The sequence below is a fragment of the Cupriavidus sp. DL-D2 genome (assembly GCF_039710735.1).
Classification (GTDB): Bacteria; Pseudomonadota; Gammaproteobacteria; order Burkholderiales; family Burkholderiaceae; genus Cupriavidus.
The window spans coordinates 120,818-144,189 of the sequence record NZ_JBDKXK010000018.1 but is presented as its reverse complement, the minus strand read 5'-3'; the positions used below and the strand labels follow the sequence as shown (position 1 = coordinate 144,189).

General features: G+C 63.2%; 22 protein-coding genes. 7 read left to right on the top strand and 15 right to left on the bottom strand.

What is annotated here, in order from left to right:
- Positions 1-32 precede the first annotated feature (32 nt).
- The 3 genes from dapA to ABDB81_RS12855 form a co-directional block, all read right to left on the bottom strand.
- Positions 33-941 carry a 4-hydroxy-tetrahydrodipicolinate synthase gene (gene dapA / locus ABDB81_RS12865; protein ID WP_160472949.1) on the bottom strand — a complete coding sequence of 303 codons (909 nt, stop codon included), beginning with the start codon at positions 939-941 and terminating at the stop codon, positions 33-35.
- Complete coding sequence (locus tag ABDB81_RS12860; RefSeq protein ID WP_137923282.1) at positions 928-1,248, bottom strand: hypothetical protein; 321 nt, start codon at positions 1,246-1,248, stop codon at positions 928-930. The genes dapA and ABDB81_RS12860 overlap by 14 nt, the downstream gene beginning before the upstream one ends.
- Positions 1,249-1,381: 133 nt before the next feature.
- On the bottom strand, positions 1,382-2,182 hold the full coding sequence (locus ABDB81_RS12855) for a TorF family putative porin (protein ID WP_346811394.1): 801 nt from the start codon (positions 2,180-2,182) through the stop codon (positions 1,382-1,384).
- 339 nt (positions 2,183-2,521) lie between these two features.
- Here ABDB81_RS12855 and ABDB81_RS12850 point away from each other — a divergent pair, with 339 nt between their 5' ends.
- From ABDB81_RS12850 to ABDB81_RS12835, 4 genes are all read left to right on the top strand, one after another.
- On the top strand, positions 2,522-3,643 hold the full coding sequence (locus tag ABDB81_RS12850; protein WP_137923284.1) for a Re/Si-specific NAD(P)(+) transhydrogenase subunit alpha: 1,122 nt from the start codon (positions 2,522-2,524) through the stop codon (positions 3,641-3,643).
- Between the two features lie 109 nt (positions 3,644-3,752).
- Positions 3,753-4,085 carry an NAD(P) transhydrogenase subunit alpha gene (locus ABDB81_RS12845; RefSeq protein WP_130389211.1) on the top strand — a complete coding sequence of 111 codons (333 nt, stop codon included), beginning with the start codon at positions 3,753-3,755 and terminating at the stop codon, positions 4,083-4,085.
- Complete coding sequence (locus ABDB81_RS12840) at positions 4,082-5,557, top strand: NAD(P)(+) transhydrogenase (Re/Si-specific) subunit beta (protein ID WP_346811392.1); 1,476 nt, start codon at positions 4,082-4,084, stop codon at positions 5,555-5,557. Before ABDB81_RS12845 ends, ABDB81_RS12840 begins: the two co-directional genes overlap by 4 nt.
- A gap of 212 nt (positions 5,558-5,769) precedes the next feature.
- The gene (locus ABDB81_RS12835) at positions 5,770-6,819 is read left to right on the top strand and encodes a response regulator (protein WP_137923286.1); all 1,050 of its coding nucleotides are present in this window, start codon (positions 5,770-5,772) and stop codon (positions 6,817-6,819) included.
- Positions 6,820-6,877: 58 nt separating this feature from the next.
- Here ABDB81_RS12835 and ABDB81_RS12830 read toward each other — a convergent pair whose 3' ends face one another.
- The 9 genes from ABDB81_RS12830 to ABDB81_RS12790 all read right to left on the bottom strand — a co-directional run bounded on the left by ABDB81_RS12830 (position 6,878) and on the right by ABDB81_RS12790 (position 16,604).
- Positions 6,878-8,137: a class I SAM-dependent RNA methyltransferase gene (locus tag ABDB81_RS12830; protein ID WP_137923287.1), complete on the bottom strand. Its 1,260-nt coding sequence runs from the start codon at positions 8,135-8,137 to the stop codon at positions 6,878-6,880.
- A 68-nt stretch (positions 8,138-8,205) separates the two neighbouring features.
- On the bottom strand, positions 8,206-8,811 hold the full coding sequence (locus ABDB81_RS12825) for a 2-hydroxychromene-2-carboxylate isomerase (RefSeq protein ID WP_160472951.1): 606 nt from the start codon (positions 8,809-8,811) through the stop codon (positions 8,206-8,208).
- Positions 8,812-8,847: 36 nt separating this feature from the next.
- Positions 8,848-9,270 carry a CopD family protein gene (locus ABDB81_RS12820; RefSeq protein ID WP_160472952.1) on the bottom strand — a complete coding sequence of 141 codons (423 nt, stop codon included), beginning with the start codon at positions 9,268-9,270 and terminating at the stop codon, positions 8,848-8,850.
- A gap of 17 nt (positions 9,271-9,287) precedes the next feature.
- Entirely contained in the window at positions 9,288-10,568 is a 1,281-nt protein-coding gene (locus tag ABDB81_RS12815) for a glutamate-5-semialdehyde dehydrogenase (RefSeq protein ID WP_160472953.1), read from the bottom strand.
- Positions 10,569-10,689: 121 nt separating this feature from the next.
- The gene (gene holA, locus ABDB81_RS12810; RefSeq protein WP_137923291.1) at positions 10,690-11,760 is read right to left on the bottom strand and encodes a DNA polymerase III subunit delta; all 1,071 of its coding nucleotides are present in this window, start codon (positions 11,758-11,760) and stop codon (positions 10,690-10,692) included.
- A 24-nt stretch (positions 11,761-11,784) separates the two neighbouring features.
- The gene (lptE, locus tag ABDB81_RS12805; protein WP_346811388.1) at positions 11,785-12,300 is read right to left on the bottom strand and encodes an LPS assembly lipoprotein LptE; all 516 of its coding nucleotides are present in this window, start codon (positions 12,298-12,300) and stop codon (positions 11,785-11,787) included.
- Positions 12,301-12,341: 41 nt separating this feature from the next.
- On the bottom strand, positions 12,342-14,963 hold the full coding sequence (gene leuS / locus ABDB81_RS12800) for a leucine--tRNA ligase (protein ID WP_160472954.1): 2,622 nt from the start codon (positions 14,961-14,963) through the stop codon (positions 12,342-12,344).
- A gap of 164 nt (positions 14,964-15,127) precedes the next feature.
- Positions 15,128-15,925: a 4-hydroxy-tetrahydrodipicolinate reductase gene (gene dapB / locus ABDB81_RS12795; protein WP_160472955.1), complete on the bottom strand. Its 798-nt coding sequence runs from the start codon at positions 15,923-15,925 to the stop codon at positions 15,128-15,130.
- A gap of 103 nt (positions 15,926-16,028) precedes the next feature.
- On the bottom strand, positions 16,029-16,604 hold the full coding sequence (locus ABDB81_RS12790; RefSeq protein ID WP_137923295.1) for an outer membrane protein assembly factor BamE: 576 nt from the start codon (positions 16,602-16,604) through the stop codon (positions 16,029-16,031).
- 201 nt (positions 16,605-16,805) lie between these two features.
- On the opposite strand from ABDB81_RS12790, the gene fur reads away from it, so the two are divergent.
- Complete coding sequence (gene fur / locus ABDB81_RS12785; RefSeq protein WP_137923296.1) at positions 16,806-17,237, top strand: ferric iron uptake transcriptional regulator; 432 nt, start codon at positions 16,806-16,808, stop codon at positions 17,235-17,237.
- Positions 17,238-17,328: 91 nt separating this feature from the next.
- On the opposite strand, the gene ABDB81_RS12780 is transcribed toward fur, so the two are convergent.
- Positions 17,329-18,324: a LysR family transcriptional regulator gene (locus ABDB81_RS12780; protein ID WP_160472956.1), complete on the bottom strand. Its 996-nt coding sequence runs from the start codon at positions 18,322-18,324 to the stop codon at positions 17,329-17,331.
- Between the two features lie 299 nt (positions 18,325-18,623).
- On the opposite strand from ABDB81_RS12780, the gene ABDB81_RS12775 reads away from it, so the two are divergent.
- Positions 18,624-19,220, top strand: a complete 597-nt coding sequence (locus ABDB81_RS12775) for a flavin reductase family protein (RefSeq protein WP_137923298.1) — start codon at positions 18,624-18,626, stop codon at positions 19,218-19,220.
- 51 nt (positions 19,221-19,271) lie between these two features.
- On the opposite strand, the gene gap is transcribed toward ABDB81_RS12775, so the two are convergent.
- Together gap and tkt are read right to left on the bottom strand one after the other, a co-directional pair.
- Entirely contained in the window at positions 19,272-20,270 is a 999-nt protein-coding gene (gap, locus tag ABDB81_RS12770; protein ID WP_137923299.1) for a type I glyceraldehyde-3-phosphate dehydrogenase, read from the bottom strand.
- An 84-nt stretch (positions 20,271-20,354) separates the two neighbouring features.
- Positions 20,355-22,391: a transketolase gene (gene tkt / locus ABDB81_RS12765; RefSeq protein WP_137923300.1), complete on the bottom strand. Its 2,037-nt coding sequence runs from the start codon at positions 22,389-22,391 to the stop codon at positions 20,355-20,357.
- Here tkt and ABDB81_RS12760 point away from each other — a divergent pair.
- On the top strand, positions 22,390-23,364 hold the full coding sequence (locus tag ABDB81_RS12760) for a spermidine synthase (protein WP_346811383.1): 975 nt from the start codon (positions 22,390-22,392) through the stop codon (positions 23,362-23,364). The genes tkt and ABDB81_RS12760 overlap by 2 nt on opposite strands.
- Positions 23,365-23,372: the final 8 nt, after the last annotated feature.

The window sequence follows — 23,372 nt, the reverse complement described above, 5'->3', positions numbered from 1 at the left end:
GGTTGCCGTTCGAACGTGCATGGCTCGGGGTGTCACGCAGCCTTGGCGATGACCACAGGCGGCAGCAACGCCATGGCCGCATCGATCTGCGCCGTGAGCGCCTTCGATGCCGGCATCAGCGGACGGCGCACCTCTGCCGTCGCCTGACCGAGCAAGGCCAGCGCCGCCTTCACCGGCGCGGGATTCGGTTCGGCGAACATCAGGGCGATCAGCGGCGACAGTTGTTGGAACAACGCACGCGCGGCGTCGACGCGACCCGTGCGGGCATATTGCAGCAACCGCACGAACAGGTCAGGCCGCACATGCGCGGCGGCCGGCACCACCCCCTGCCCGCCATCCAGCAAATGGTCGAGCATCGATGCATCGTCGCCGCAATAGACGCCGATCAGATCCTGCATTGCCAGCGTGCGCATGTTCGCGGGATCGCATTCCTTGATGGCGACGATCTGCGGATGCGCCGCCAGTCGCCACGCCAGTTCCGGGGAGATCGTGCAGCCGGTGCGCTTGGGCACGTTGTAAAGCATCAACGGCTTGTTGGTGTGGCCAGCGATGCTGCGCATGTGCCAGGCGATCCCCTCATCGGAAACACGCAGATAGTAAGGCGGCGGCACGAGGTAGCCGGCCAGCGGCAGGCGGTCGAGCCTGCGCACCTGTTCGCACACCGCATGCGTGGCCACGCCTCCTACGCCAGCCATCACAGGTATGGCGCCATGCACGGCTTCGGTCACCGACGCCGTCAGCATGAAGCGTTCGGCGTCCGTCAGCAGCCCGCCCTCCCCCGTGGTGCCCAGCACGATCAGGCCATCGACGCCGGCTTCCGCATAGTGCAAGGCCAGCCGTTGTGCTGCGTCCAGATCCACCTGGTCGTTGCGCAGCGGCGTGACCATCGGTAGCCACAAGCCGTCGGTAACGGTGCCACGCTGCGTTTCAGTGCGCGGCATGGTCGGCTCCCAGCACGGTGGCCGCACCGAACTCGGCGGCGGGCAGCGCTTCCATGATGGCGTGCATGGCCGCGTCGCGGTCGGCGCGCTCCACTTCCACATGCAGCGTGGTCTCGCCATGGCGATGATCGACTTGCACCACGTAGATCCGCGCCATGTTGCCGATAGCCCGATGCAGGGTCTGGCGCAGGGCAAAGACCTGCGTCGACGATACGGCGAGGCGCAGGCGGATCCAGGCGTCGTCCGCAACGATCCGGCGTCGCGGTACGGATGCAAAGGCGATGGCGAGACTCGATGACTGTCGCATGAAGCGATGATCCGCGCGTGGCGGATCGTCTGTTGAACATGCCTCCCATGCTAGGGAGGCGGGCATCAATTTGATGCAGCGTTACGGGCGGGGCGCATCAAGAACGCGTAAAAGACCCCGCCATCGGCAACGATCAGAACGTCTTGGTCAGCGAGACGAAGGCCGTAGACTTGCCGAGGTATCGGCCGCGCGTATTCGTGTAGACCGATTGCTTCGCATTGGTGTCGATATATGCCACGGCCACGGAGAAGCCCTGACCAAGATCCTTCGTCAGGCCGATCTTCCAGTCCGCGTACGAGGCATCGCTGAAATGCTGCACGCCCTGGTAGCCCACATGCGCATTCAGCGTCAGGCCCCACACATCGAGCGGCACGTTGGCCGAGAGATCGACGTAGTAGCTGTTTTTGCTGTCGGCGAATCCGAACAGGTTCGTCACGGCATGCGAGTACTTCAGGAACACGGGACCCCAGCCGATGCCGGCGTACAGCTCGGTGGTGTATGGCCGCGTGGCCGTGTACGCGCCGGGGTAGTAGTACTCCAGCACGCCGAGGTCGTAGTTGAAGTCCTGGCCGCCTAGCTGGAACGTGTTCTTGAAGCCGCCGTAGAAATCCATCTCGATCGGCGCAGACACTGACGCGTCAGAATCTCCAAGCCAGCTGATGCTCGAATTCCAGTTGCCCAGATAGAAGCCGCTGGCATGCGCATAGTCGAAGCCGCCCTGAATGGCGGGGCGACGGTCGGTCTGACTGATACCGCGGTAGCGATAGTCGGAGACCACCGAGACATTGGCGGTGAAGGTGTGCGGCGAGGTTTGCGAAGGCGCTTCGGGCGTGGCGGTGGCTTCTTGCGCAAATGCGGTAGAGAACGGGGCGGCGAGGAGGATGGCGGCGGCCAGCGAGGCAGGCACCGAAGTCATCAGGCGGGTGGCAATCATGAAATGGAATAGCGTTGCGTTGGGAATGCGCCCCTTGAGGAGGCGTGGGCGCCACGATACGCAGACGCATATCAAATCGGCATCAAGAAAAGGGACGGTGCCGACACCTTCCGATAAAGACGCTTTTCAACAGGAATCAGCCTTGCATGAAAGGAGTCGTTTCATGCGGAACAAAAATGAGTCGCCGCCGACGCACAAATCTCTGACCGGCCAGCCACCACCGAGCGTAAGTTTCGGGTAAGCTGCGCAAAAATTGGTGCGGGTTTTGCAATGCACCAACGGGCATGGACGTAGCCCCGACAACCAGATTCGAACGACGCCAGACAGGAGAAATTGACGATGCATATCGGTATCCCGCTCGAGACGCGGGCAGGTGAGACGCGTGTCGCCGCCACCCCGGAGACCGTCAAGAAGTACGTGGCTCAGGGCCATCAGGTGACGGTGCAGACCGGCGCTGGCGTACGTGCCAGCATTCCGGATGCAGCGTTCGAGGCGGCTGGTGCGCGCATCGGATCTGCATCCGATGCGCTGGGCGCCGAACTGGTACTCAAGGTACGTGCTCCCGACGATGCCGAGCGTGCGCAGTTCCGGGCCGGGTCCGTGCTCGTCGGCATGCTCAATCCCTTCGATATCGAAAACAACGCCCGCATGGCCAGCTCGGCGATCACCGCCTTCGCGCTGGAAGCCGCGCCGCGCACCACGCGCGCGCAAAGCATGGACGTGCTGTCGTCACAGGCCAACATCGCTGGCTACAAGGCAGTGCTCGTGGCTGCGCACCACTACCAGCGCTTCATGCCGATGCTGATGACTGCCGCGGGTACCGTGAAAGCGGCACGCGTGCTTATCCTTGGCGCTGGCGTGGCCGGCCTGCAGGCCATCGCCACGGCCAAGCGGCTGGGTGCGGTGATCGAAGCCTCCGATGTGCGTCCCGCAGTCAAAGAGCAGATTGAGTCTCTTGGCGCCAAGTTTCTCGACGTGCCCTTCGTCACTGACGAGGAACGCGAGATTGCCCAGGGTGTTGGCGGCTATGCCCGCCCGATGCCCGCTGACTGGATGCGCCGCCAGGCCGAACTGGTCCACCAGCGCGCCATCCAGGCCGATATCGTCATTACCACGGCACTGATCCCGGGTCGCAAGGCGCCGGTGTTGCTGCAGGAAGACACCGTCAAGCAGATGAAGCCCGGCTCGGTCGTAGTGGACCTGGCGGCCGCGCAGGGTGGCAACTGTCCGCTGACCGTGGCTGACGAGGTTGTGGAACGCCATGGCGTGACGCTGATCGGACACACCAACCTGGCAAGCATGGTGGCCGCCGATGCGTCGGCGCTCTATGCGCGCAACGTGCTGGACTTCCTCAAACTGATCATCGACAAGGACGGCCGCTACACGTTGAACCTCGAAGACGACATCGTCGCCGCCTGCCTGATGTGCAAGGACGGCCAGGTCATCCGCGAAGCCGCCTGATTTAATCGCCCCTGATGTTGCCGTGGTGCGCCGAGCCTGCGCGCCACGGTACGCCGCGCCCCGCACGCGTGGGCGTGGCACCGTATTCAAAGCAACGGAGGAGAAGTCGATGGAGATGGTGAACCACACGGTGATCAACCTGATCATCTTCGTGCTGGCAATCTACGTGGGTTACCACGTGGTCTGGACAGTCACACCCGCGCTGCACACCCCGCTGATGGCCGTGACCAATGCAATCTCGGCCATCATCATCGTCGGCGCCATGCTGGCCGCTGGCCTTACCGAAGGCAACGTCGGCCGCATCATGGGCACGCTGGCCGTGGCACTGGCCGCGGTGAACGTGTTCGGCGGCTTCCTGGTGACGCAGCGAATGCTGGAGATGTTCAAGAAGAAGGAGCCAAAGGCCAAGGCCGGGGCTGAAGCCGCCAAGGGAGGTGCGTGATGGAAGCCGTCAGCATGAACCTTGTGACGCTGCTGTACCTGGTGGCGTCGGTCTGCTTCATCCAGGCGCTGAAGGGTCTCTCGCATCCGGCATCGGCCCGCAAGGGCAATGCGTTCGGCATGATCGGCATGGCGATTGCCGTGGTGACCACGCTGGTGCTGATCGTCAAGCTCAAGCACGAGTTCCTTGCGGCGGGCGCGGCGCAATCGTCGGTCACTACGGGCCTCGGGCTGATCTTCGGCGCGCTGGTCGTCGGTGGGGGCATCGGCGCCTACGTGGCGCGCAAGGTCGAAATGACCAAGATGCCGGAACTGGTGGCAGCAATGCACTCGCTGATCGGTCTCGCGGCAGTGTTCATCGCCGTAGCTGCCGTGGCCGAACCGGCCGCCTTCAGCATCACGCCGGCCGGCTCGCATGACATCCCGCTGGGCAACCGCATCGAACTGTTCATCGGCTGCTTCGTGGGTGCCATCACGTTCTCGGGATCGGTGATCGCGTTCGGCAAGCTGTCGGGCCGCTACAAGTTCCGGCTGTTCCAGGGCGCACCGGTGGTCTTCGCCGGACAGCACTGGCTGAACCTGCTGCTGGCCGTGGCGATGGTGGGCTTCGGCATCATCTTCTTCATGACGCAGGCATGGCTGCCGTTCCTGCTGATGCTGGCCATTGCGTTCGTGCTCGGCGTACTGATCATCATTCCGATCGGCGGCGCCGACATGCCCGTGGTGGTGTCGATGCTGAACTCGTACTCGGGCTGGGCGGCGGCAGGTATCGGCTTCTCGCTGAACAACCCGATGCTGATCATCGCCGGCTCGCTGGTGGGCTCAAGCGGTGCCATTCTGTCGTACATCATGTGCCGCGCGATGAACCGCTCGTTCTTCAACGTGTTGCTGGGTGGCTTCGGCGCCGATGCCACGGCAGGCGCCACAGCGGGTACGCAGGCTGCGCGCAACGTGAAGTCGGGTTCCGCCGACGACGCGGCCTTCGTGATGAGCAACGCCGAGACCGTGATCATCGTGCCCGGCTATGGCCTGGCGGTGGCGCGTGCGCAGCATGCACTTAAGGAATTGACCGAAAAGCTCACCGAGCACGGTGTGACGGTCAAGTATGCGATCCACCCCGTGGCGGGTCGCATGCCCGGCCACATGAACGTGCTGCTGGCCGAAGCCGAGGTGCCGTACGACCAGGTCTTCGAGATGGAGGACATCAACAGCGAGTTCGGGCAAGCCGACGTGGTGCTGGTGCTGGGCGCCAACGACGTGGTCAACCCGGCCGCCAAGACGGATCCGCAATCGCCCATCGCCGGCATGCCGATCCTGGAAGCCTACAAGGCCAAGACCATCATCGTGAACAAGCGTTCGATGGCCGCCGGCTACGCGGGTCTCGACAACGAACTGTTCTACATGGACAAGACGATGATGGTCTTCGGCGACGCCAAGAAGGTGGTGGAAGACATGTTCAAGGCCGTGGAATAAGTTGCCGTTAACCCTGCGGACGGCGTCAGGTCCGCAGGGTGAATAAAGCAACGCGCAGACCTGAAATCAATAAAATCGAACTGGTGCGGCCGGCAACCAACGCCGGCCGTTTCCTTTTGTGCGACTGGCTTGCATGCGGGAATTCCGGCGCTATACTGGCTTGCCCCTTTTCCATTCCCCCTTTGCAGCAGGCGGCCAGATTCAATCGCACCATGACATTTACCGCGCATGACAGGAACCTGTCGGTCTTCCATCACCCCGTTCTGACGGTGCTGGTGGACGACAGCAAGTCGTTCATCGACAGCCTTGCATTCCAGATGGATGCATCGCGCGCGGTCGTCAATTTCACGGACCCGCGCGAAGCACTCGCGTGGATTCGCGAAGCCTATGCCACGCGGCATCCGGCCTTCCTCCCGGTGCGCGTCACCCACGACGACCTGACGTTCCTGTCGGAGCGCCGCACGGTGCAGCTCGATGTCGACCGCATCCATCGTCAGATTCACGATGTGCATCGCTTCCTGCAGCCCGGCGTCATCGTGGTCGATTACTCGATGCCACAGATGGATGGCCTCGAGTTCTGCCAGGCACTGGAAGACCTGCCGTGCAAGACAATTCTCCTGACCGGCACGGCCGACGAAAGCATCGCCGTGCAGGGTTTCAATCACGGGCTGATCGATCGCTACGTCAAGAAGCATGACCCGGACATGGTGGCCCGGCTGAACGAGGAAATCGACGCCCTGCAGCAACAGTATTTCGCGTCGATTTCGCGCACGCTGCGCGATTTGCTGACACGGCATTCGTACTCGTTCCTGTCGGACCCGGTCATGGCCGAGCGTGTACGCCAGACGGCGGCGCGCTATGGCTTCGTGGAGTATTACCTGTATCCGAATCCCGTGGGCATGCTGCTGCTGACCGCGCAGGGCCATGCCACGCTGATGGTGATCGAAACGCGCGCCGGCCTGCTGAACCAGGTGGAGTCGGCCGAAGCCTACGAGGCGCCCGCCGCGCTGATCGAGGGTCTGCGCGAAGGCCGTATCGTGCCGTTCTTCTGGCCCGGCAACGGCATGTACACCCCGGCCTGTGTAGACTGGGAACAGTACTGCCTGCCGGCCGAACGTTGCGAAGGCCGCGAGGAATACTTCTACGCCCTGTTCGACCTGCCGCGTCACTTGCTGCAGGAACCGATCGTCAGCCTGCAAAGCTTCCTGTCGGAGTTCTCACGCAATGGGCAGGCAATGACGGGTAGGAACAAGCTGGCTTAGAATCCGCCGCTTGTTTTTCTCCCCTCTCCCGCAAAACGGGAGAGGGGAGAAAACCACCTCACTCCTTCTTCCCCTCCCGATTCCCGCCACGCACCATATCGAACCGGAACAACCGGCATTCGATGTTGCCGTTGTATAGCGGGGTACGGCGCGACTCCTTCAAACGCAGACGTTTCGGCATCGACAGATCGCCTGTGAATACCCATGCCTGCCAGCCGGAAAAATGCTGCTTCAACGTCGTGGCAAAGGCCGCTGCGAATTGGTTGGCTGCCGCTTCCTCGGCTTCGTCCGGCGGAGCGTCATACGTGGGATCGCGACGTTCGCCGCGCACTGCGATACGCTCGCCATAAGGCGGGTTCATGATTGCCAGTCCCGCCTCGGCAAACGGCGGTTGCACGAACCGTGCATCGACCTGTTTCAACTGCACGTCACCGGGCAATCCGGCGCGGCGCCAGTTGGCTTCCGCCATGTAAAGCATGTCGGTGGAGATATCCGAGCCTGCGATATGCAGCGCATCGCCTCGGTTCGCGGCCCGCTCGCGGGCATGCTGGGCATCGCTGCGCAGCGCCTGCCATGCCTTCATGTCGGCGCCCTTGAGCCATTCGAACGCAAACGTGCGGGCCACGCCCGGTGCAATGCCCAGCGCCACCTGCGCGGCTTCTACCAGGAATGTGCCGCTGCCGCACATCGGATCGAAGAACGGACGGTTGGTATTACCCGGCGTCCAGCCCGCCAACCGAAGGATGCCGGCCGCAAGGTTTTCCTTGAGCGGCGCCTCGCCTTTCTCCATGCGCCAGCCGCGCTTGAACAGCGGCTCGCCCGTGGTATCGAGATAGAGCGTGCAGTCGGTCTCGGTCAGGTGCGCGTAGATGCGGACATCCGGGCTGACGGTATCCACACTCGGCCGCTCGCCCAGGCGTTCGCGCATGGCATCGCACACACCATCCTTGACCCGCAACGCCGTGAAATTAAGGCTGCGCAACGGCGACTTGTGCGACGTGATATCAACGCGCAGCGTCTCGTTGGGCGAGAACCATTGTTCCCAGCGCTGCTGGCGCGCCAGCGTGTAGATATCGTCCTCGTGCCGATAGCCGCGCTGCGCCACACGCAGCAGCACGCGGCTGGCAATCCGCGAATGCAGGTTGACCGCGTACGCCGCAGACATGTCGCCGGAGAATGTCACGCCGCCGGGCACATCGCGATGCACCGTGAACGGCGCCGAGGCCACCACAGCCGGGTACTGCGCGATCTCGCGCAACTCCTCGGCCAGTGCCTGTTCAAGGCCGCGTGGGCAGGGAGCGAAAAATGCTTGGGTCATGACGTGTCATCCTGAAACAAAAACGTCCGCAACAGCAGCGGACGGGAAAGCGTGGTGTTGACCGTCTCTCAGACCGCCGCAAGTGCGCGATCGAGGAAATCGAGACGGTCCTGGCCCCAGTACGGCTGGCCGTCGTGGACATACCACGGGGCGCCGAACACATTGGCCGAAATGGCATCCTGCGTATTTTGTGCATAAGCCGCCTGCACGGCCTGTGCTTCACTGGCCTTCAGCAGACTCGCACCGTCGAAATCCAGTTCGTCGGCAATCAAGGACAGCGTGGCAGCATCGGCGATGTTGCGTTGGTCGGCCCAGACACCACGGGTGATGGCGCCGGTCAACTCCAACGCGCGTGCCGTGCCGTGCGCCAGTTGCGCGGCAATGATGAGCCGTGCGGCGGCATCGCCGGATACTGGAAAAAATGTGGGATGCAGGTTGAACGGGATGTCGAGAAACTTGCGCCAGCGCTCGAGTTCGACCAGCCGGTACGCCTGCCGCTGCGGCGGACGCTGTGCCAGCGGTAGCCCGCCCGAAACGGAAAACAGCTTGCCCAGGTCCATCGGCTTGAGCAGCACCTGCGCATCATGGCGCCGGGCGATTTCAACGAAGCGCGCATGCCCCATATAGACATACGGGGAATGCGGCGCCAGAAAATACTCGACCTGCTTGCTCATCACGACCTCATCAGATATCAGGAAAGATCCGACAGCTTAGAACGGCTTTACGACAACCAGAATCACGATGGCCAACAGCACCAGCACCGGCACTTCGTTGAACCACCGATAGAACGTGTGCGAGCGCTTGTTGGCGCCCCGCTCGAACTTGCGCAGCAGCACGCCGCAGCCATGGTGATAGCCGATCAGCACCAGCACCAGTGCCAGCTTGGCATGCATCCAGCCCTGCCCCGTGCCGCGTCCGATGCCATAGCCGAGGTAGAGCCAGAGCCCGAGCACCACGGCAGGCACTGCCAGCATCGTCATGAACCGGAACAGCTTGCGCGCCATCAGCAGTAGCCGCTGTACGCTGGCCGCCTCGGTTTCCATCGCTAGGTTGACAAAAATACGCGGCAGGTAGAACAACCCGGCAAACCACGAAGTCACGAACAGGATGTGAAACGCCTTGACCCAGAGCATCTGTTTACTGCCTCCGCTTAAACGCGAATCTCGCCGTGCCCGAACACGACGTACTTGAGCGAAGTCAGCCCTTCCAGGCCCACCGGACCTCTCGCATGCAACTTGTCGTTGGAGATGCCGATCTCCGCGCCGAGCCCATACTCGAAGCCATCGGCAAAGCGCGTGGACGCGTTGATCATGACGCTGGCCGAATCCACCTCGCGGATGAATCGCATACCCGTGCTGTAGTTTTCGGTCACGATCGAATCAGTGTGTGCCGAGCCGTACGTGTTGATGTGGTCGATGGCCGCATCGAGTCCGTCGACAGTGCGGATCGCCAGCACCGGCGCCAGGTACTCGGTACGCCAGTCTTCCTCGGTGGCATCCACCAGCCCCGAGAAGCCTGCGGCTTCGAGCATGGCGCGCGTTTCGGCACAGACCCGCAGCTCGACACCCTTCTCCTGATAGATGCGGCACAGCGGCAACAGCGCCTGCCGGGCAACCGGACGCGACACCAGCAGCGTCTCCATGGTGTTGCACGGCGCATAACGCTGCGTCTTGGCGTTGTCGCAGATGCGCACCGCACGGTCGAGATCGGCGTCATCGTCGATATAGACGTGGCAGATGCCATCCAGATGCTTGATCATCGGCACGCGTCCCTCCTCGATCAGCCGCGCGATCAGGCTCTTGCCACCACGCGGCACGATCACGTCCACGTATTCGGTCATCGTGATCAGGCGGCCCACTGCGGCCCGATCCGTGGTCTCGATAACCTGCACGGCCTCGGCGGGCAGTCCGGCCGACGATAGCCCTTCTGCCACCAGCGCGGCCAGCGCCGTGTTCGATTCGATGGCTTCGGAGCCGCCGCGCAGGATCGTCGCGTTGCCTGATTTCAGGCACAGCGCCGCGGCGTCGATCGTCACGTTCGGGCGCGACTCGTAGATGATGCCGATCACGCCCAGCGGCACGCGCATCTGCCCCACCTGGATACCGGTCGGGCGGAACTTCATGTTGGAGATTTCGCCGATCGGGTCCGGCAACGCCACGATCTGTTCGAGGCCCGCAGCCATGGTGTCGATGGCCTTGTCCGACAACGTCAGGCGATCGATGAAGGCGGCGTCCTGCCCGTTGGCGCGCGCGCGCTCCACATCGCGTGCATTGACGGCCTTGAGCTTGTCGGCGTCGCGGCGGATCGCGGCGGCAATGGTCATCAGCGCGCGGTTCTTGTCAGCCGTGGAGGCACGCGCCATGGCGCGCGATGCCGCGCGGGCCTGCTGGCCGACGCGGTTCATGTATGCGTGGAGATCGGACTCGGTCATGATGTGTCCGGGCACGAGCCCGGTCTGCTGTGGGTGCGGCACTGCGTGGTGCCACGATTCATGGTGCCGCGATGCTTGGCGCCGGCGCGGCTGCCGGCGAAATTCCATTTGGGTGAGGATGTCAGGCTGGCCGGGCGATCAGCAACGCCAGTTGCAGCAGCCCATCCCAAGGCTCGGCGGGCAGCCCCCCTGCCGTGCCCCCTGCACCCGGTAGGTCTCCCAGTCCCTTGACCTGTCGGTCCAACCGGGCAGCCATGGCCAGCGCCGCTTCCAACTGCGGCATCGACAGCCGCTGGGCCGCCTGCGGCACGAGCCGCTCGCGCGGCCCCCAGACGCGCAGTTCGCGCATCAGCACACCGGCCGGCTTACCGCCCGCCAGCCCTTGCCGGACCTTGGATAATACGCGAATTTCCTCGGTCAGCGCCCACAGCACCAGCACCGTGGCCTCGCCCTCGCCCCGCAGCCCTTCGAGCATGCGTGTCAGGCGCGGCACATCGCCGCCAAGCATGGCTTCGGACAGCTTGAAAACATCGAAACGCGCCACGTTGAGCACGGCATCATGTACCTGATCGAACGTCAGCACACCGGGCGGATACAGCAGTCCGAGCTTCTGGATTTCCTGATGCGCGGCCAACAGGTTGCCTTCCACCTTGTCCGCGATGAACTGCAACGCGCGCCGGCCCGCTTCGCCGGGCTCCACGCGCTGCTGCTGCAGGCCAAGCCGCTCGCCCACCCAGGCGGGCAGCCGGGTGCGATCCACGGCATCCACCTTGATCGAGACGCCTGCAGATTCCAGCGCCTGGAACCACGCCGACTTCGCCGTGGCAAAGTCCAGCCGGGGCAGCGTCACCAACATCACCACATCCTGCGACGGCTGCGCCGCGACAGCGCGCAGCGCTTCTCCACCATCCTTGCCGGGCTTGCCCGTCGGAATGCGCAGTTCCACGATCTTGCGGTCGCCGAACAACGACATCGACTGCTGGGCCTCGACGAGCTGGCTCCAATGGAACCCGCGCTCCGCCACCAGCACCTCGCGCTCCGTAAAGCCGGCATCACGCGCCGCACGCCGCAGCCGATCGGCCGCTTCCAGCACGAGCAGGTGTTCGTCGCCATGCACCACGTAAAGCGGCGCCAGGCCCTTGGCCTGGGCCTGCTTCAGATGTCCGTCGAGTGCGTCGAGCTTGAGTTGCATCGCCAATGCGTGGCCAGAAGGGGGTCAGATCGTCTTGACGGCCGCCAGACGGCGCATCAACTGCTGGACCACATCCTTCTGCATGTCGCGATAAAGCTGCTCTTCCTCGTACGTCTTGGCCAGTGTACTGGCTTCGTTGTACGTCAGGTCCCGCGTCAGCAGCAACGTCGACGGCGGAATCAGTTCCTTGCCCGCGGCGTCGCGCAGTTGGAACACGAACCGCTGGCTCAACCGGAACTCGCGCACCACGCCCTGGGCCGTGATCGAGAGGATCGACTTGCCCCGCGTATCGGCCAGCACGTCGAGGAAGGCATCGGCATCCGCCTTGTCCTCGACGACCTTGGTGTCCGACCCGTTGCGGATGTTGCGGCGCAGGTCGGCGCCCATGAGCGAACCGGCCGGCAGACCGATATAGAGCCGCTTGAATGCGAAGTCGGCATTGCCACGCATGTGGAAGCCGCAGCCAGCCAGCAGGCCGGCCGCTGCCATTGCAGCACCGATGGCGAGAAATCCGCGGCGTCCCATGTCCGGTCGATCCATTCTGTTTCCTGGCTGTTGCTGGCGATATCTGGCGACTTGCGTCAGAGCACCACGTTGACGAGGCGACCGGGCACGACCACGATCTTCTTCGGTGCCGCGCCGTTGGCAAATTTCGCCACGGTCTCGCTGGCCGCGGCCATGGCTTCGATCGCACCCTTGTCCGCGCCGGCCGGCACGGTCAGGCTGCCACGGACCTTGCCGTTGACCTGCAGCACCAGTTCGATCTCGGTGCGCACCAGCGCGGACTCGTCCACCTGCGGCCAGGCGGCGTCGAGCACGTCGCCGGACTCAGCTGCATAGCCGAGTTCGGCCCACAGCCCGTGCGCGATATGCGGCACCACCGGGTACAGCACGCGCAGCAGGATGCTAAAGCCCTCGCGGCGCGCAGCCGGCGATGCGCCCTTGGCATCTTCCAGCGCATTCAGCATCTTCATCGTGGCGGACACCACGGTGTTGTACTGGATCCGCTCGTAATCGTAGTTGGCCTGCTTGAGCACCGTGTACAGTTCGCGGCGCAGGTCGGCATCTCCGGCGACGGGCTTCGTGCCGGCGCCATCGCGAATGGCCTGCGCATTGGCCACGCCGTAGTTCCAAACGCGGCGCAGGAAGCGCGATGCACCCTCCACACCCGAGCCACTCCATTCGAGCTGCTGCTCCGGCGGCGCGGCGAACATCACGAACAGGCGCGCGGTGTCGGCACCGTACTGGTCGATCAGGGCCTGCGGGTCGATGCCGTTGTTCTTGGACTTCGACATCTTTTCCACGCCGCCGATCACCACGGGCTGCCCGTCCGCCTTCAGCGTGGCGCCTTCGGGGCGGCCACGCTCGTCCGTCTTCACATCGACGTCGGCGGGGTTGTACCAGGTCTTCTTGCCCGACACATCTTCACGGTAGTACGTCTCGTTGAGCACCATGCCCTGCGTCAGCAGGTTCGTGAACGGCTCGTCGAACTTGACCAGGCCCATGTCGCGCATGACCTTGGTCCAGAATCGTGCGTACAGCAAGTGCAGGATCGCATGCTCGATGCCGCCGATGTACTGGTCCATCGGCATCCAGTAGTCGTTGCGGCCATCCACCATCGTGGTGGCATCCGGGCACGTATAGCGCATGTAGTACCAGCACGAGTCGATGAACGTATCCATCGTGTCGGTCTCGCGACGCGCGGGCTTGCCGCATGACGGGCAGGTGCAGGCCAGGAAACGCTCGTCCTTGTTCAGCGGATTGCCCGTGCCGTCCGGCACGAGATCTTCCGGCAGCACCACGGGCAAATCCTGCTCGGGCACGGGCACCACGCCGCAGGCATCGCAATGGATCAGCGGAATCGGCGTGCCCCAGTAGCGCTGGCGCGAGATACCCCAATCGCGCAGGCGCCATGTCACCTTCTTCTCGCCCAGGCCCTTGGCGGCGAGGTCGGCGGCAATCGCGTCGACGGCAGCCTTGTAGGCCAGGCCATCGTACTTGCCGCTTTCGATGCAGACGCCCTGTTCCTTGTCGCCATACCATTCCTGCCACGCATCTGTGGAGTACGGCTGGCCCTTGACGTCGATCACCTGCTTGATCGGCAGGTTGTACTTGTTGGCGAAGGCGAAGTCACGCTCGTCGTGAGCCGGCACGCCCATCACGGCGCCGTCGCCGTAGCTCATCAACACGTAGTTGCCGACCCAGACGTCCACCTGCGCGCCGGTCAGCGGATGCGTGACCTGCAGGCCAGTGGGCATGCCCTTCTTTTCCATGGTCGCCATGTCGGCTTCCATGACGGAACCGTGCTTGCACTCCTCGATGAATGCAGCCAGTTCCGGATTGTTCGCGGCGGCGTGCGTAGCCAGCGGATGCTCTGCAGCCACGGCGCAGAACGTCACGCCCATGACCGTGTCGGCGCGCGTGGTGAACACGTACAGCTTGCCGTCCTGGATGGTGTTGCCTGCCGCATCGCGGATGTCATGCGGGAACGCAAAGCGCACGCCTTCGCTGCGGCCGATCCAGTTCTGCTGCATGATCTTGACACGCTCGGGCCAGCCCAGGCCGTCCAGATCGCCCAGCAGTTCCTGCGCGTACTCGGTGATGCGCAGGTAGTACATCGGAATCTCGCGCTTTTCCACCACCGCGCCCGAACGCCAGCCCTTGCCATCGATCACCTGCTCGTTGGCGAGCACGGTCTGGTCGACCGGGTCCCAGTTCACTGTGCCGGTCTTGCGGTAGGCAATGCCCTTTTCCAGCATCTTCAGGAACAGCCACTGGTTCCATCGGTAGTAGTCAGGGCTGCAGGTCGCCACTTCGCGCGACCAGTCGATCGCCAGGCCCATCGACTGCATCTGCTTCTTCATGTAAGCGATGTTGTCGTAGGTCCAGGCGGCCGGTGCCACCTTGTTGTTCAGCGCGGCGTTCTCGGCGGGCATGCCGAATGCATCCCAGCCCATCGGCATCAGCACGTTACGTCCGTTCATGCGCAGATAGCGCGCCATCACGTCGTTGATCGTGTAGTTGCGCACGTGCCCCATGTGGAGCTTGCCCGAGGGATACGGCAGCATCGAGCAGGCGTAGAACTTCTGCTTTTCCTTGCCATCCGGGCCGACGGCAGACTCGGACACCCGGTAGGCATCGATGGCTTGCCAGTGCTGCTGCGCAGCTTGTTCAACGGCGGACGGAAGATATTTGTCTTGCATGGTCGGGACGGCAGTCTGGACACCAGTCCGGCGGCAACAGGCGCGCCGGACGGCCGGGGGATCGGTTTGCGAAAGAAACGATTATAACCGTGGCGCCCGGCCAATCCGGGCTGCCACGGCAATGCGCCAGGGCGCTGGGGCGGCCCGCCGAAACGGGCCCGACATCACTTCAGGCCAAGCACGTCCTGCATGTCGAATAGGCCATTGGGCTTGTCGGCCAGGAAACGCGCCGCGCGCACGGCACCATCGGCGTACGACTGGCGGCTCGACGACTTGTGGCTGATCTCGATGCGCTCGCCGATGCCGGCGAACATCACCGTGTGGTCGCCCACGATATCGCCGCCGCGAATCGTGGCAAACCCGATCGATTTCGGATCGCGCGGGCCGGTGTGGCCTTCGCGGGCATACACCGCGCAGTCGTCCAGATTCCGGCCGACTGCCTTGGCAATCACCTCGCCCATCGTCAGCGCCGTGCCGGACGGTGCATCCACCTTGTGGCGATGGTGGGCCTCGATGACTTCGATGTCATAACCTGTCGAGAGCAGCTTGGCCGCCACTTCGAGCAGCTTGAACGTGGCATTCACACCCACGCTGAAGTTCGAGGCGAAGACCACGCCGATCGACTTCGCCGCATCTTCGAGTGCCTGCTTGCCAGCTGTATCGAATCCGGTCGTGCCGACCACGATCTTCTTGCCCAGGCGTTTCGCCACGGCCAGATGGGCCAGCGTGCCTTCCGGCCGCGTGAAATCGATCAGGCAGTCCGAAGCACCCAGTACCGCTTCGATATCGTCCGAAATCTTCACGCCGGTCTCGCGGCCCAGGAACATGGCCGCATCCTGCCCCAATGCGGCAGCACCCGGAATGTCCAGCGCGCCGGTCAGCGTCACGCCTTCGGTGTTCAGGACGGTTTCGATCAGCATGCGGCCCATGCGGCCTGATGCACCTGCGATGGCGATTTTCATGGTGTACGGGGGTAATTGGGGACAGCGCCCGGTCCACAGGCCGGGCAGTCTGGAAGGAACCGGCCAACGATGTCGTCTATGCGATAGCGTGGGCCCGGTCCGATCAGTTGGCGGGTTTTTCCTGCGCGGCGGGTACGGCCGACGCCGCTGGCGCTTCCGGTGCTGCCGGCGCCGCTTCCGGCGCGGGGGTCGTCGAGGTAGAAGCTGGTGCTGCGGCTGGCGTCGACACGGCCTTGCCCGACGTGTTGTTCCGCTGCGCTGCCTTCATGCCGTCGATCTCGGCAATCAATTCGTATTCCGAAGGCAGTTCATCGCCTTGCCACTTCACGAGCTTGTCGCCGTCGAAGAACACCGTGAACTGGCGCGATTGCACGACCGGGGTGGCGCCGCGACGGAACGAGAAATAATAGTCCCAGCGATTGCCATGGAACACGTCCTGCAGCAGCGGCGTGCCGAGCAGGAAGCGAACCTGATCGCGCGTCATGCCTTCACGCAACTGCGAGGTAGCTTCGCGGGACACGAAATTGCCCTGGACGATATTGATGCGGTAAGGCGTGATGGATTGCACCACCTTGCGCGACGTGCTGTCGTAAGCGGAGCAGGCACCGGCCAGCAGCGCCGCTGCCAGCAGGGAAAATACCAGCGCCGGGCGCGTGGCGGTCGAACGGAATGAACGCATGTATCTCGCTTCCAGACGGGAGTGACTCTGTGCCGGAGCCGGCGCGCTGCACAGTACGTAGCGGCGTCGGGGCACGGCCAGGCGCTTCGGGACACGCCGCCGCAGGGGTGGCGTCCGGGCGTCATGGCACCGGGGCGACATTTGCCGCCAAAACCCTTATGATTCAACTATCCAGACATTGTACTCTAGGGAGTCACGCCCATGCCGAGTCCGGCGGACCTCAAAAATATTGGCCTCAAGGCGACTGTCCCCCGCCTGAAGATCCTCGAGATCTTCCAGACCAGCGAACAGCGGCACCTCAGCGCTGAAGACGTTTACCGTATCCTGCTCAACGAACATATGGATATCGGCCTCGCCACGGTCTATCGCGTCCTTACCCAGTTCGAACAAGCCGGCCTCCTGTCGCGCAACAACTTCGAATCGGGCAAGGCCATTTTCGAACTGAACGAAGGCAAGCATCACGATCACCTGGTGTGCCTGGACTGCGGCCGAGTCGAAGAATTCTTCGACCCGGACATCGAGCACCGCCAGCAGAGCATTGCGCGCGAGCGCGGCTTCGCATTGCAGGAACACGCATTGTCGCTGTACGGCAATTGCACAAAAGACAACTGTACCCACAGACCCAAACGATAAGCCGCGCCGGCGACGATTCCGGCAGCAGGCATGAAAAAACCGGCGCCCAGACGCCGGTTTTTCTTTATCGACTCACCTGACCTTCCCGTCGTTACTCCTGCGGCAAATCCTGCTCGGCCACCACACGTAGCAGGCGGGCTGCCGAGTTCTGTGGCACACCTACGAACTCTCCGACAACCTGACGAAAAAGATTGCGGGCCCATACCAGCATCGGATGGGTATTGCGGCTGCGGTGCCAGAACATGTTCAGGCCCAGCGTCGTATCCAACTCAGCCGGCAACGGGAACGCCTTCAGACCATAGGTCTCGCAGGCCATGTCCTTGGTCAGCGCGTTGACCGTGAAAATCATGTCCGTCTGGGCGGCCAGTTCAGCCTGTGCGCGCCACGAATGCACCGTCAGCGTTGCATTTCGCTTGAGCCCACGCTGCTGCAGCGCGTAGTCGAGCGGAATGAGCGCGGGTGCCGGACGGCCTGCGCCACCGGAATGCGCCATGAAGATATGGCTGCAATCCAGATACTGTTCGAGCGTGCAATCGTTAATGAGCAGCGGGTGGTTCTTGCGCGCGCAAACCCAAAGATTCAGCGAGGTCACCATTTCCTCGACGATCTCCGGATGGCGAGTCGGGAATGGCGAGAAGCCCAGGTCCAGTTCATTGGCGCGCATCGCCGCAACGTCACTTTCCCAGGAATGCGATTCCACGAGGCGGATATGCAGGTCGGGTGCCAGTTGCTTGATGCGCAGCACATACCGGTTGAACACGGTATCGCCCAGCTCGGCTGCAAAGCCCACGCTCAGCGTGCCAGTAGCGATTGCCGGATCGAAATTGTCGGCATCACCTTCGTTGATCGACGACCAAAGATCCAACATGTCCCGAATCTTTGGACCCAGCTCCAACGCGCGGGGCGTCGGCGTCAGCCCGTGGGGGACACGGATAAAAAGAGGATCGTCAAAGATTTCGCGCAGTCGGCCGAGCGAATGCGAGACGGCAGGTGCCGTCATGTGCATTTTCTCCGCCACATAAGTGGCGTTTCGCTTACTCAGCAGCTCTGTGAAAATCACAAGCAGCTTGGTATCCACGTTCACCATGATCAGGCCCGGTTATTGTGTTCCACATTCGATGGCCCCACCACTTTCACTGGCTGCACATCAGATATCAACAGATTCTTCCGAGTGTATGAGAAAAAAACGGCAGGGAAAAGCAAATTCGGCATTTCTCGCACTAAGCAAACGGGTTATCGGATGATTTCCAGCGGCTTCCGGGCACATTCGGAACAGATAATGTCAAAAAGCCCACGCGTTCTTATGCGCGGAACTCGCTATATTCGTCGTAGTGGGATGTTTCCGCCTTGCGCTCGGACACATATCCCTGAGATCGCAGAGATATCATGAGTACTCATCGTCACAACGTTGATCTATCCAAAGCCTATCGGCTGCTCAACCACGGCCCCACCGTCCTGGTGAGCGCAGCCCATAGCGGGCAACGCAACATCATGGCTGCCGCATGGGCGATGCCGCTCGATTTCGCACCGCCCAAAGTGGCCGTCGTGCTCGACAAGGCCACATGGACGCGCCAGTTGCTCGAAGCCAGCGGCGAATTCGCGCTGCATGTGCCCACCGTGGCCCAGGTGGACATTACTCAGGCGCTCGGATCGAGTTCCGGCCTGAAGATCTCCGAGGAACATGGCATCGACAAGTTTGCCGCCTACGGACTACAAACGTTTGACGGCAACCTTGTCGGTGCGCCGTTGCTCGAAGGTTGCGCCGCCTGGCTGGAATGCCGCCTGCTGCCCGAGCCCGCTATCCAGAACAGCTATGACCTGTTCCTCGGCGAAGTCGTCGCCGCGCACGCCGACAGTCGCGTGTTCCGGGAAGGCCGTTGGGATTTCACGGGCCACGATTCCCTCCGCACGATCCATCACGTGGCGGGCGGACATTTCATCGTCGACGGCGATGTCATCGATGCGAAGCCGCTGAAACTCTGACCCACAAAAAAACGCGCCCGAAGGCGCGTTTTTCTTGGGACCGCCGCCAGATTACTTGGCGACGACGCGTGCCATTTCCAGGCACTTGTTCGAATAGCCCCACTCGTTGTCGTACCAGCTCACAACCTTGATGAACGTGCCGTCCAGCGCGATGCCAGCTTCGGCGTCAAAGATCGAGGTCCGTGCATCGCCGCGGAAGTCCGTGGCCACGACCTTGTCTTCGGTGTAGCCCAGCACGCCCTTCAGCGCGCCCTGGCTCTGGGCCTTCATCTCGGCACAGATTTCGGCGTACGTGGCCGACTTTTCCAGCTCGACGGTCAGGTCAACCACCGAAACGTCCGAGGTCGGCACGCGGAACGACATGCCCGTCAGCTTCTTGTTCAGTTGCGGAATCACCACGCCCACGGCCTTGGCAGCACCGGTCGACGACGGGATGATGTTTTCCAGGATGCCGCGGCCACCGCGCCAGTCCTTGTTCGACGGACCGTCAACGGTCTTCTGCGTCGCCGTGGCAGCGTGCACGGTGGTCATCAGTCCGCGCTTGATGCCCCACTTGTCGTTCAGCACCTTGGCAACCGGGGCCAGGCAGTTCGTGGTGCAGCTGGCGTTCGAAACGATCGCTTCGCCCTTGTACGACTCGTGGTTCACGCCGTACACGAACATCGGGGTGTCGTCCTTGGACGGAGCCGACATGATCACCTTCTTGGCGCCCGCGTCGATGTGCTTCTGCGCGCCTTCCTTGGTCAGGAAAATGCCGGTCGATTCGATCACGACATCGGCGCCGACTTCGCCCCACTTCAGTTCCGACGGATCCTTGACAGCGGTCAAACGGATCTTCTTGCCATTCACGACCAGCGTGTTGCCATCCACCGACACTTCACCATCGAAGCGGCCATGCACCGAGTCGTACTTCAGCATGTACGCCAAGTAGTCCGGCTCCAGCAGGTCGTTGATGGCGACGACTTCAATGTCCTTGAAGTTCGCGGCGGCGGCGCGGAACACCATGCGTCCGATACGGCCAAAGCCGTTGATGCCGATCTTGATGGTCATGTCTATCTCCTAGAGTGCAATCGATGAAGCCTGGGCCGGTGCCGCCAGCCGGCGCGTCGCACCGGCGGGGCACACGGGAGGGAATTACTGGGCGAGCGTGGCGCGCACGGTGTCGGCCACGTTTTCTACCGTGAAGCCGAAGTGCTTGAACAGCACGCCTGCCGGAGCTGATTCGCCAAACGTGTCGATGCCGACGACCGCCTGGACCTGGTACTTCCACCAGAAATCGGTCACGCCGGCTTCCACGGCGATACGCGGCACGCCGGCCGGCAGCACGCTGGCCTTGTACGCGGCATCCTGCTTGTCGAACACGGTTGTTGCCGGCACCGACACCACGCGCACATGCACGCCTTCGGCAGCCAGTGCATCGGCGGCGCCGATGGCCAGGCCCACTTCCGAGCCCGTGGCGATGATGACGGCGTCCGGCGCCTTCTTGCGCGGGTTCTTCGCATCACGCAACACGTAGCCGCCGCGAGCGATATTGGCGCGCGTCACGTCGTCGCGCTTCTGGAACGGCAGGTTCTGGCGGCTGAAAATCAGGCAGCTCGGACCATTCTCGCGGCGGATCGACTCGGCCCAGGCCACGGCAGTCTCGGTGGTGTCGGCAGTACGCCAGACATCCATGTTCGGGATCAGGCGCAGGCTGGCGACGTGCTCGATCGACTGGTGCGTCGGGCCGTCTTCTCCCAGGCCAATCGAATCGTGCGTGAACACGAAGAGCGTGCGGATCTTCATCAGCGCGGCCATGCGCAGCGCGTTGCGGCTGTAGTCCGAGAACGTCAGGAACGTGGCACCGTAGGGGATGTAGCCACCGTGCAGCGTGATGCCGTTCATCACGGCGCTCATGCCGAATTCGCGCACGCCGTAGTTGATGTGGTTGCCCCAGGCATCTACACGCACAGCCTTGCTGCCGGACCAGTTGGTCAGGTTCGAGCCGGTCAGGTCGGCCGAGCCGCCCAGGAATTCCGGCAGCACGGGCGCGAGCGCCTCGATCGTGTTCTGACTGGCCTTGCGCGTGGCGATGGTCTCTGCCTTTTCTTCGCACTTGGCGAGGAAGGCATCGACAGCCTCGTCGAACGCGCCCGGCAGCTCACCGCGCATGCGGCGCGTGTACTCGCCGGCTTCGTACGGATGGACTTCGGCGTAGGCGGCAAACAGCGCGTCCCAGGCCTTTTCCAGCGCGGCACCGGTATGCTTGGCATCCCACGCGCCATAGACTTCCGGCGGCAGTTCGAACGGTGCATGCACCCAGCCCAGCGCTTCGCGCGTGGCCAGCACTTCGGCGCCGCCCAGCGGGGCACCGTGCACGTCGTGACCGCCTTCCTTGTTCGGAGCACCCTTGCCGATCAGCGTGCGGCAGCAGATCAGCGTTGGCTTGTCGCTGGCCTTGGCCTGCGCGATGGCATTGTCCACCGCCACGGCGTCATGGCCGTCCACGCCGCGAATCACGTTCCAGCCGTAGGATTCGAAACGCTTCGGGGTATCGTCGGCGAACCAGTGCACCACGTCGCCGTCGATCGAAATGCCATTGTCATCCCACAGTGCAATCAGCTTGTTCAGCTTCAACGTGCCAGCCAGCGAGCAAGCCTCGTGGCTGATACCTTCCATCAGGCAACCATCGCCCATGAACACATAGGTGTGATGGTTGACGATGTCGAAGCCCGGACGATTGAATTCTTCGGCCAGCAAGCGCTCTGCCAGCGCCATGCCCACGGCGTTGGTAATGCCCTGACCCAGCGGACCGGTCGTGGTTTCCACGCCCGGCGTGATGCCGTATTCCGGATGGCCGGCCGTCTTGCTGTGCAACTGACGGAAGTTCTTCAGTTCTTCCACCGGGAGGTCGTAACCCGTGAGGTGAAGCAGCGCGTAGATCAGCATCGAGCCGTGACCGTTCGACAGCACGAAGCGATCGCGGTCGGCCCACTGCGGATTCACGGGGTTATGCTTCAGATGCCGGCCCCACAACGCCACGGCGATATCCGCCATCCCCATCGGCGCACCGGGGTGACCGGAGTTGGCTTGCTGGACGGCGTCCATGGCAAGCACGCGGATGGCGTCGGCCATCAGTTTGACGGGCTGGTTGGCGAAAGGACTTGTTGCGGGATGGGCGAGGGCAGACATGCGAGAACCTGACGGCGGGAAAACCGCAATTTTAGCAGAAGCAGGCGGCATTTCCGGGCGCGAAGGCGCGTCCCGAAGAGGCCATCAAACCTGGACGGAATGGCTGGCACCCGGTACGGGCACCACGCTGGGCGAGATCACTGTCCTGGCGGCCACGCGTTCGGCGTACCAGCAGGTGGAGATCGGCGAAAACCCAGGCCTGGGGCGGATCTTCCGGCTGGACGGCGTGGTGATGAGCACCGAGGCCGATGCCTTCATCCTGCACGAACTGATGTCCGTGCCAATGGCTGCTGTGCACGGTACGCCACGTAGCGCGCTGGTTGTGGGCGGCGGCGATGGCGGTTCGGCCTTCGAATTGTTGCGAATTCCCACAATGCGGGATGTGGTGGTGGCCGAGCTGGATGCGGAGGTTGTGCGATTGGCGCGCGAATGGCTGCCCGGCATCCATCGCGGAGCGCTCGACGAACCGGGTGATCCACGCCTGCATCTCGCCATCGGTGACGGACTGGGCCTAATGGAAGCATTCGCCCGTACCGGCCGCCGTTTCGATCTCATCGTCTACGACCTGACCGAGGCCGACGACGGCAGCCCCGCGGCCGCGCTGTTCACCACGCACGGGTTGCAAACGGCGCGCAGATGTCTGGCGCCGGGTGGCGCGCTCTCGCTGCATCTTGGCCCCCTGCTCCATCGTCCCGACGCGGCGCGGTTGCTGCTGTCGCGCCTGCGGCAAGTCTTTCCGAATGTGGCGCCGCTAGCCGCCTATGTGCCGGCGTACGGCGCGCTGTGGGGCATCGCGCTGGCAAGCGATACGCTGGACATTGCCGCCGCACCTGCCGCGTCCATCGCGGCTCGGCTGCGGCAATGGCGCCTGGACACGGCACTGCGCGCCTATCATGCAGATCTCCACCCAGCGCTCTTCTTGCATCCTCGCCATCTGCAGCCGATCTTCGACAGCGCCAGCCGACCCGCGTAACATGCACT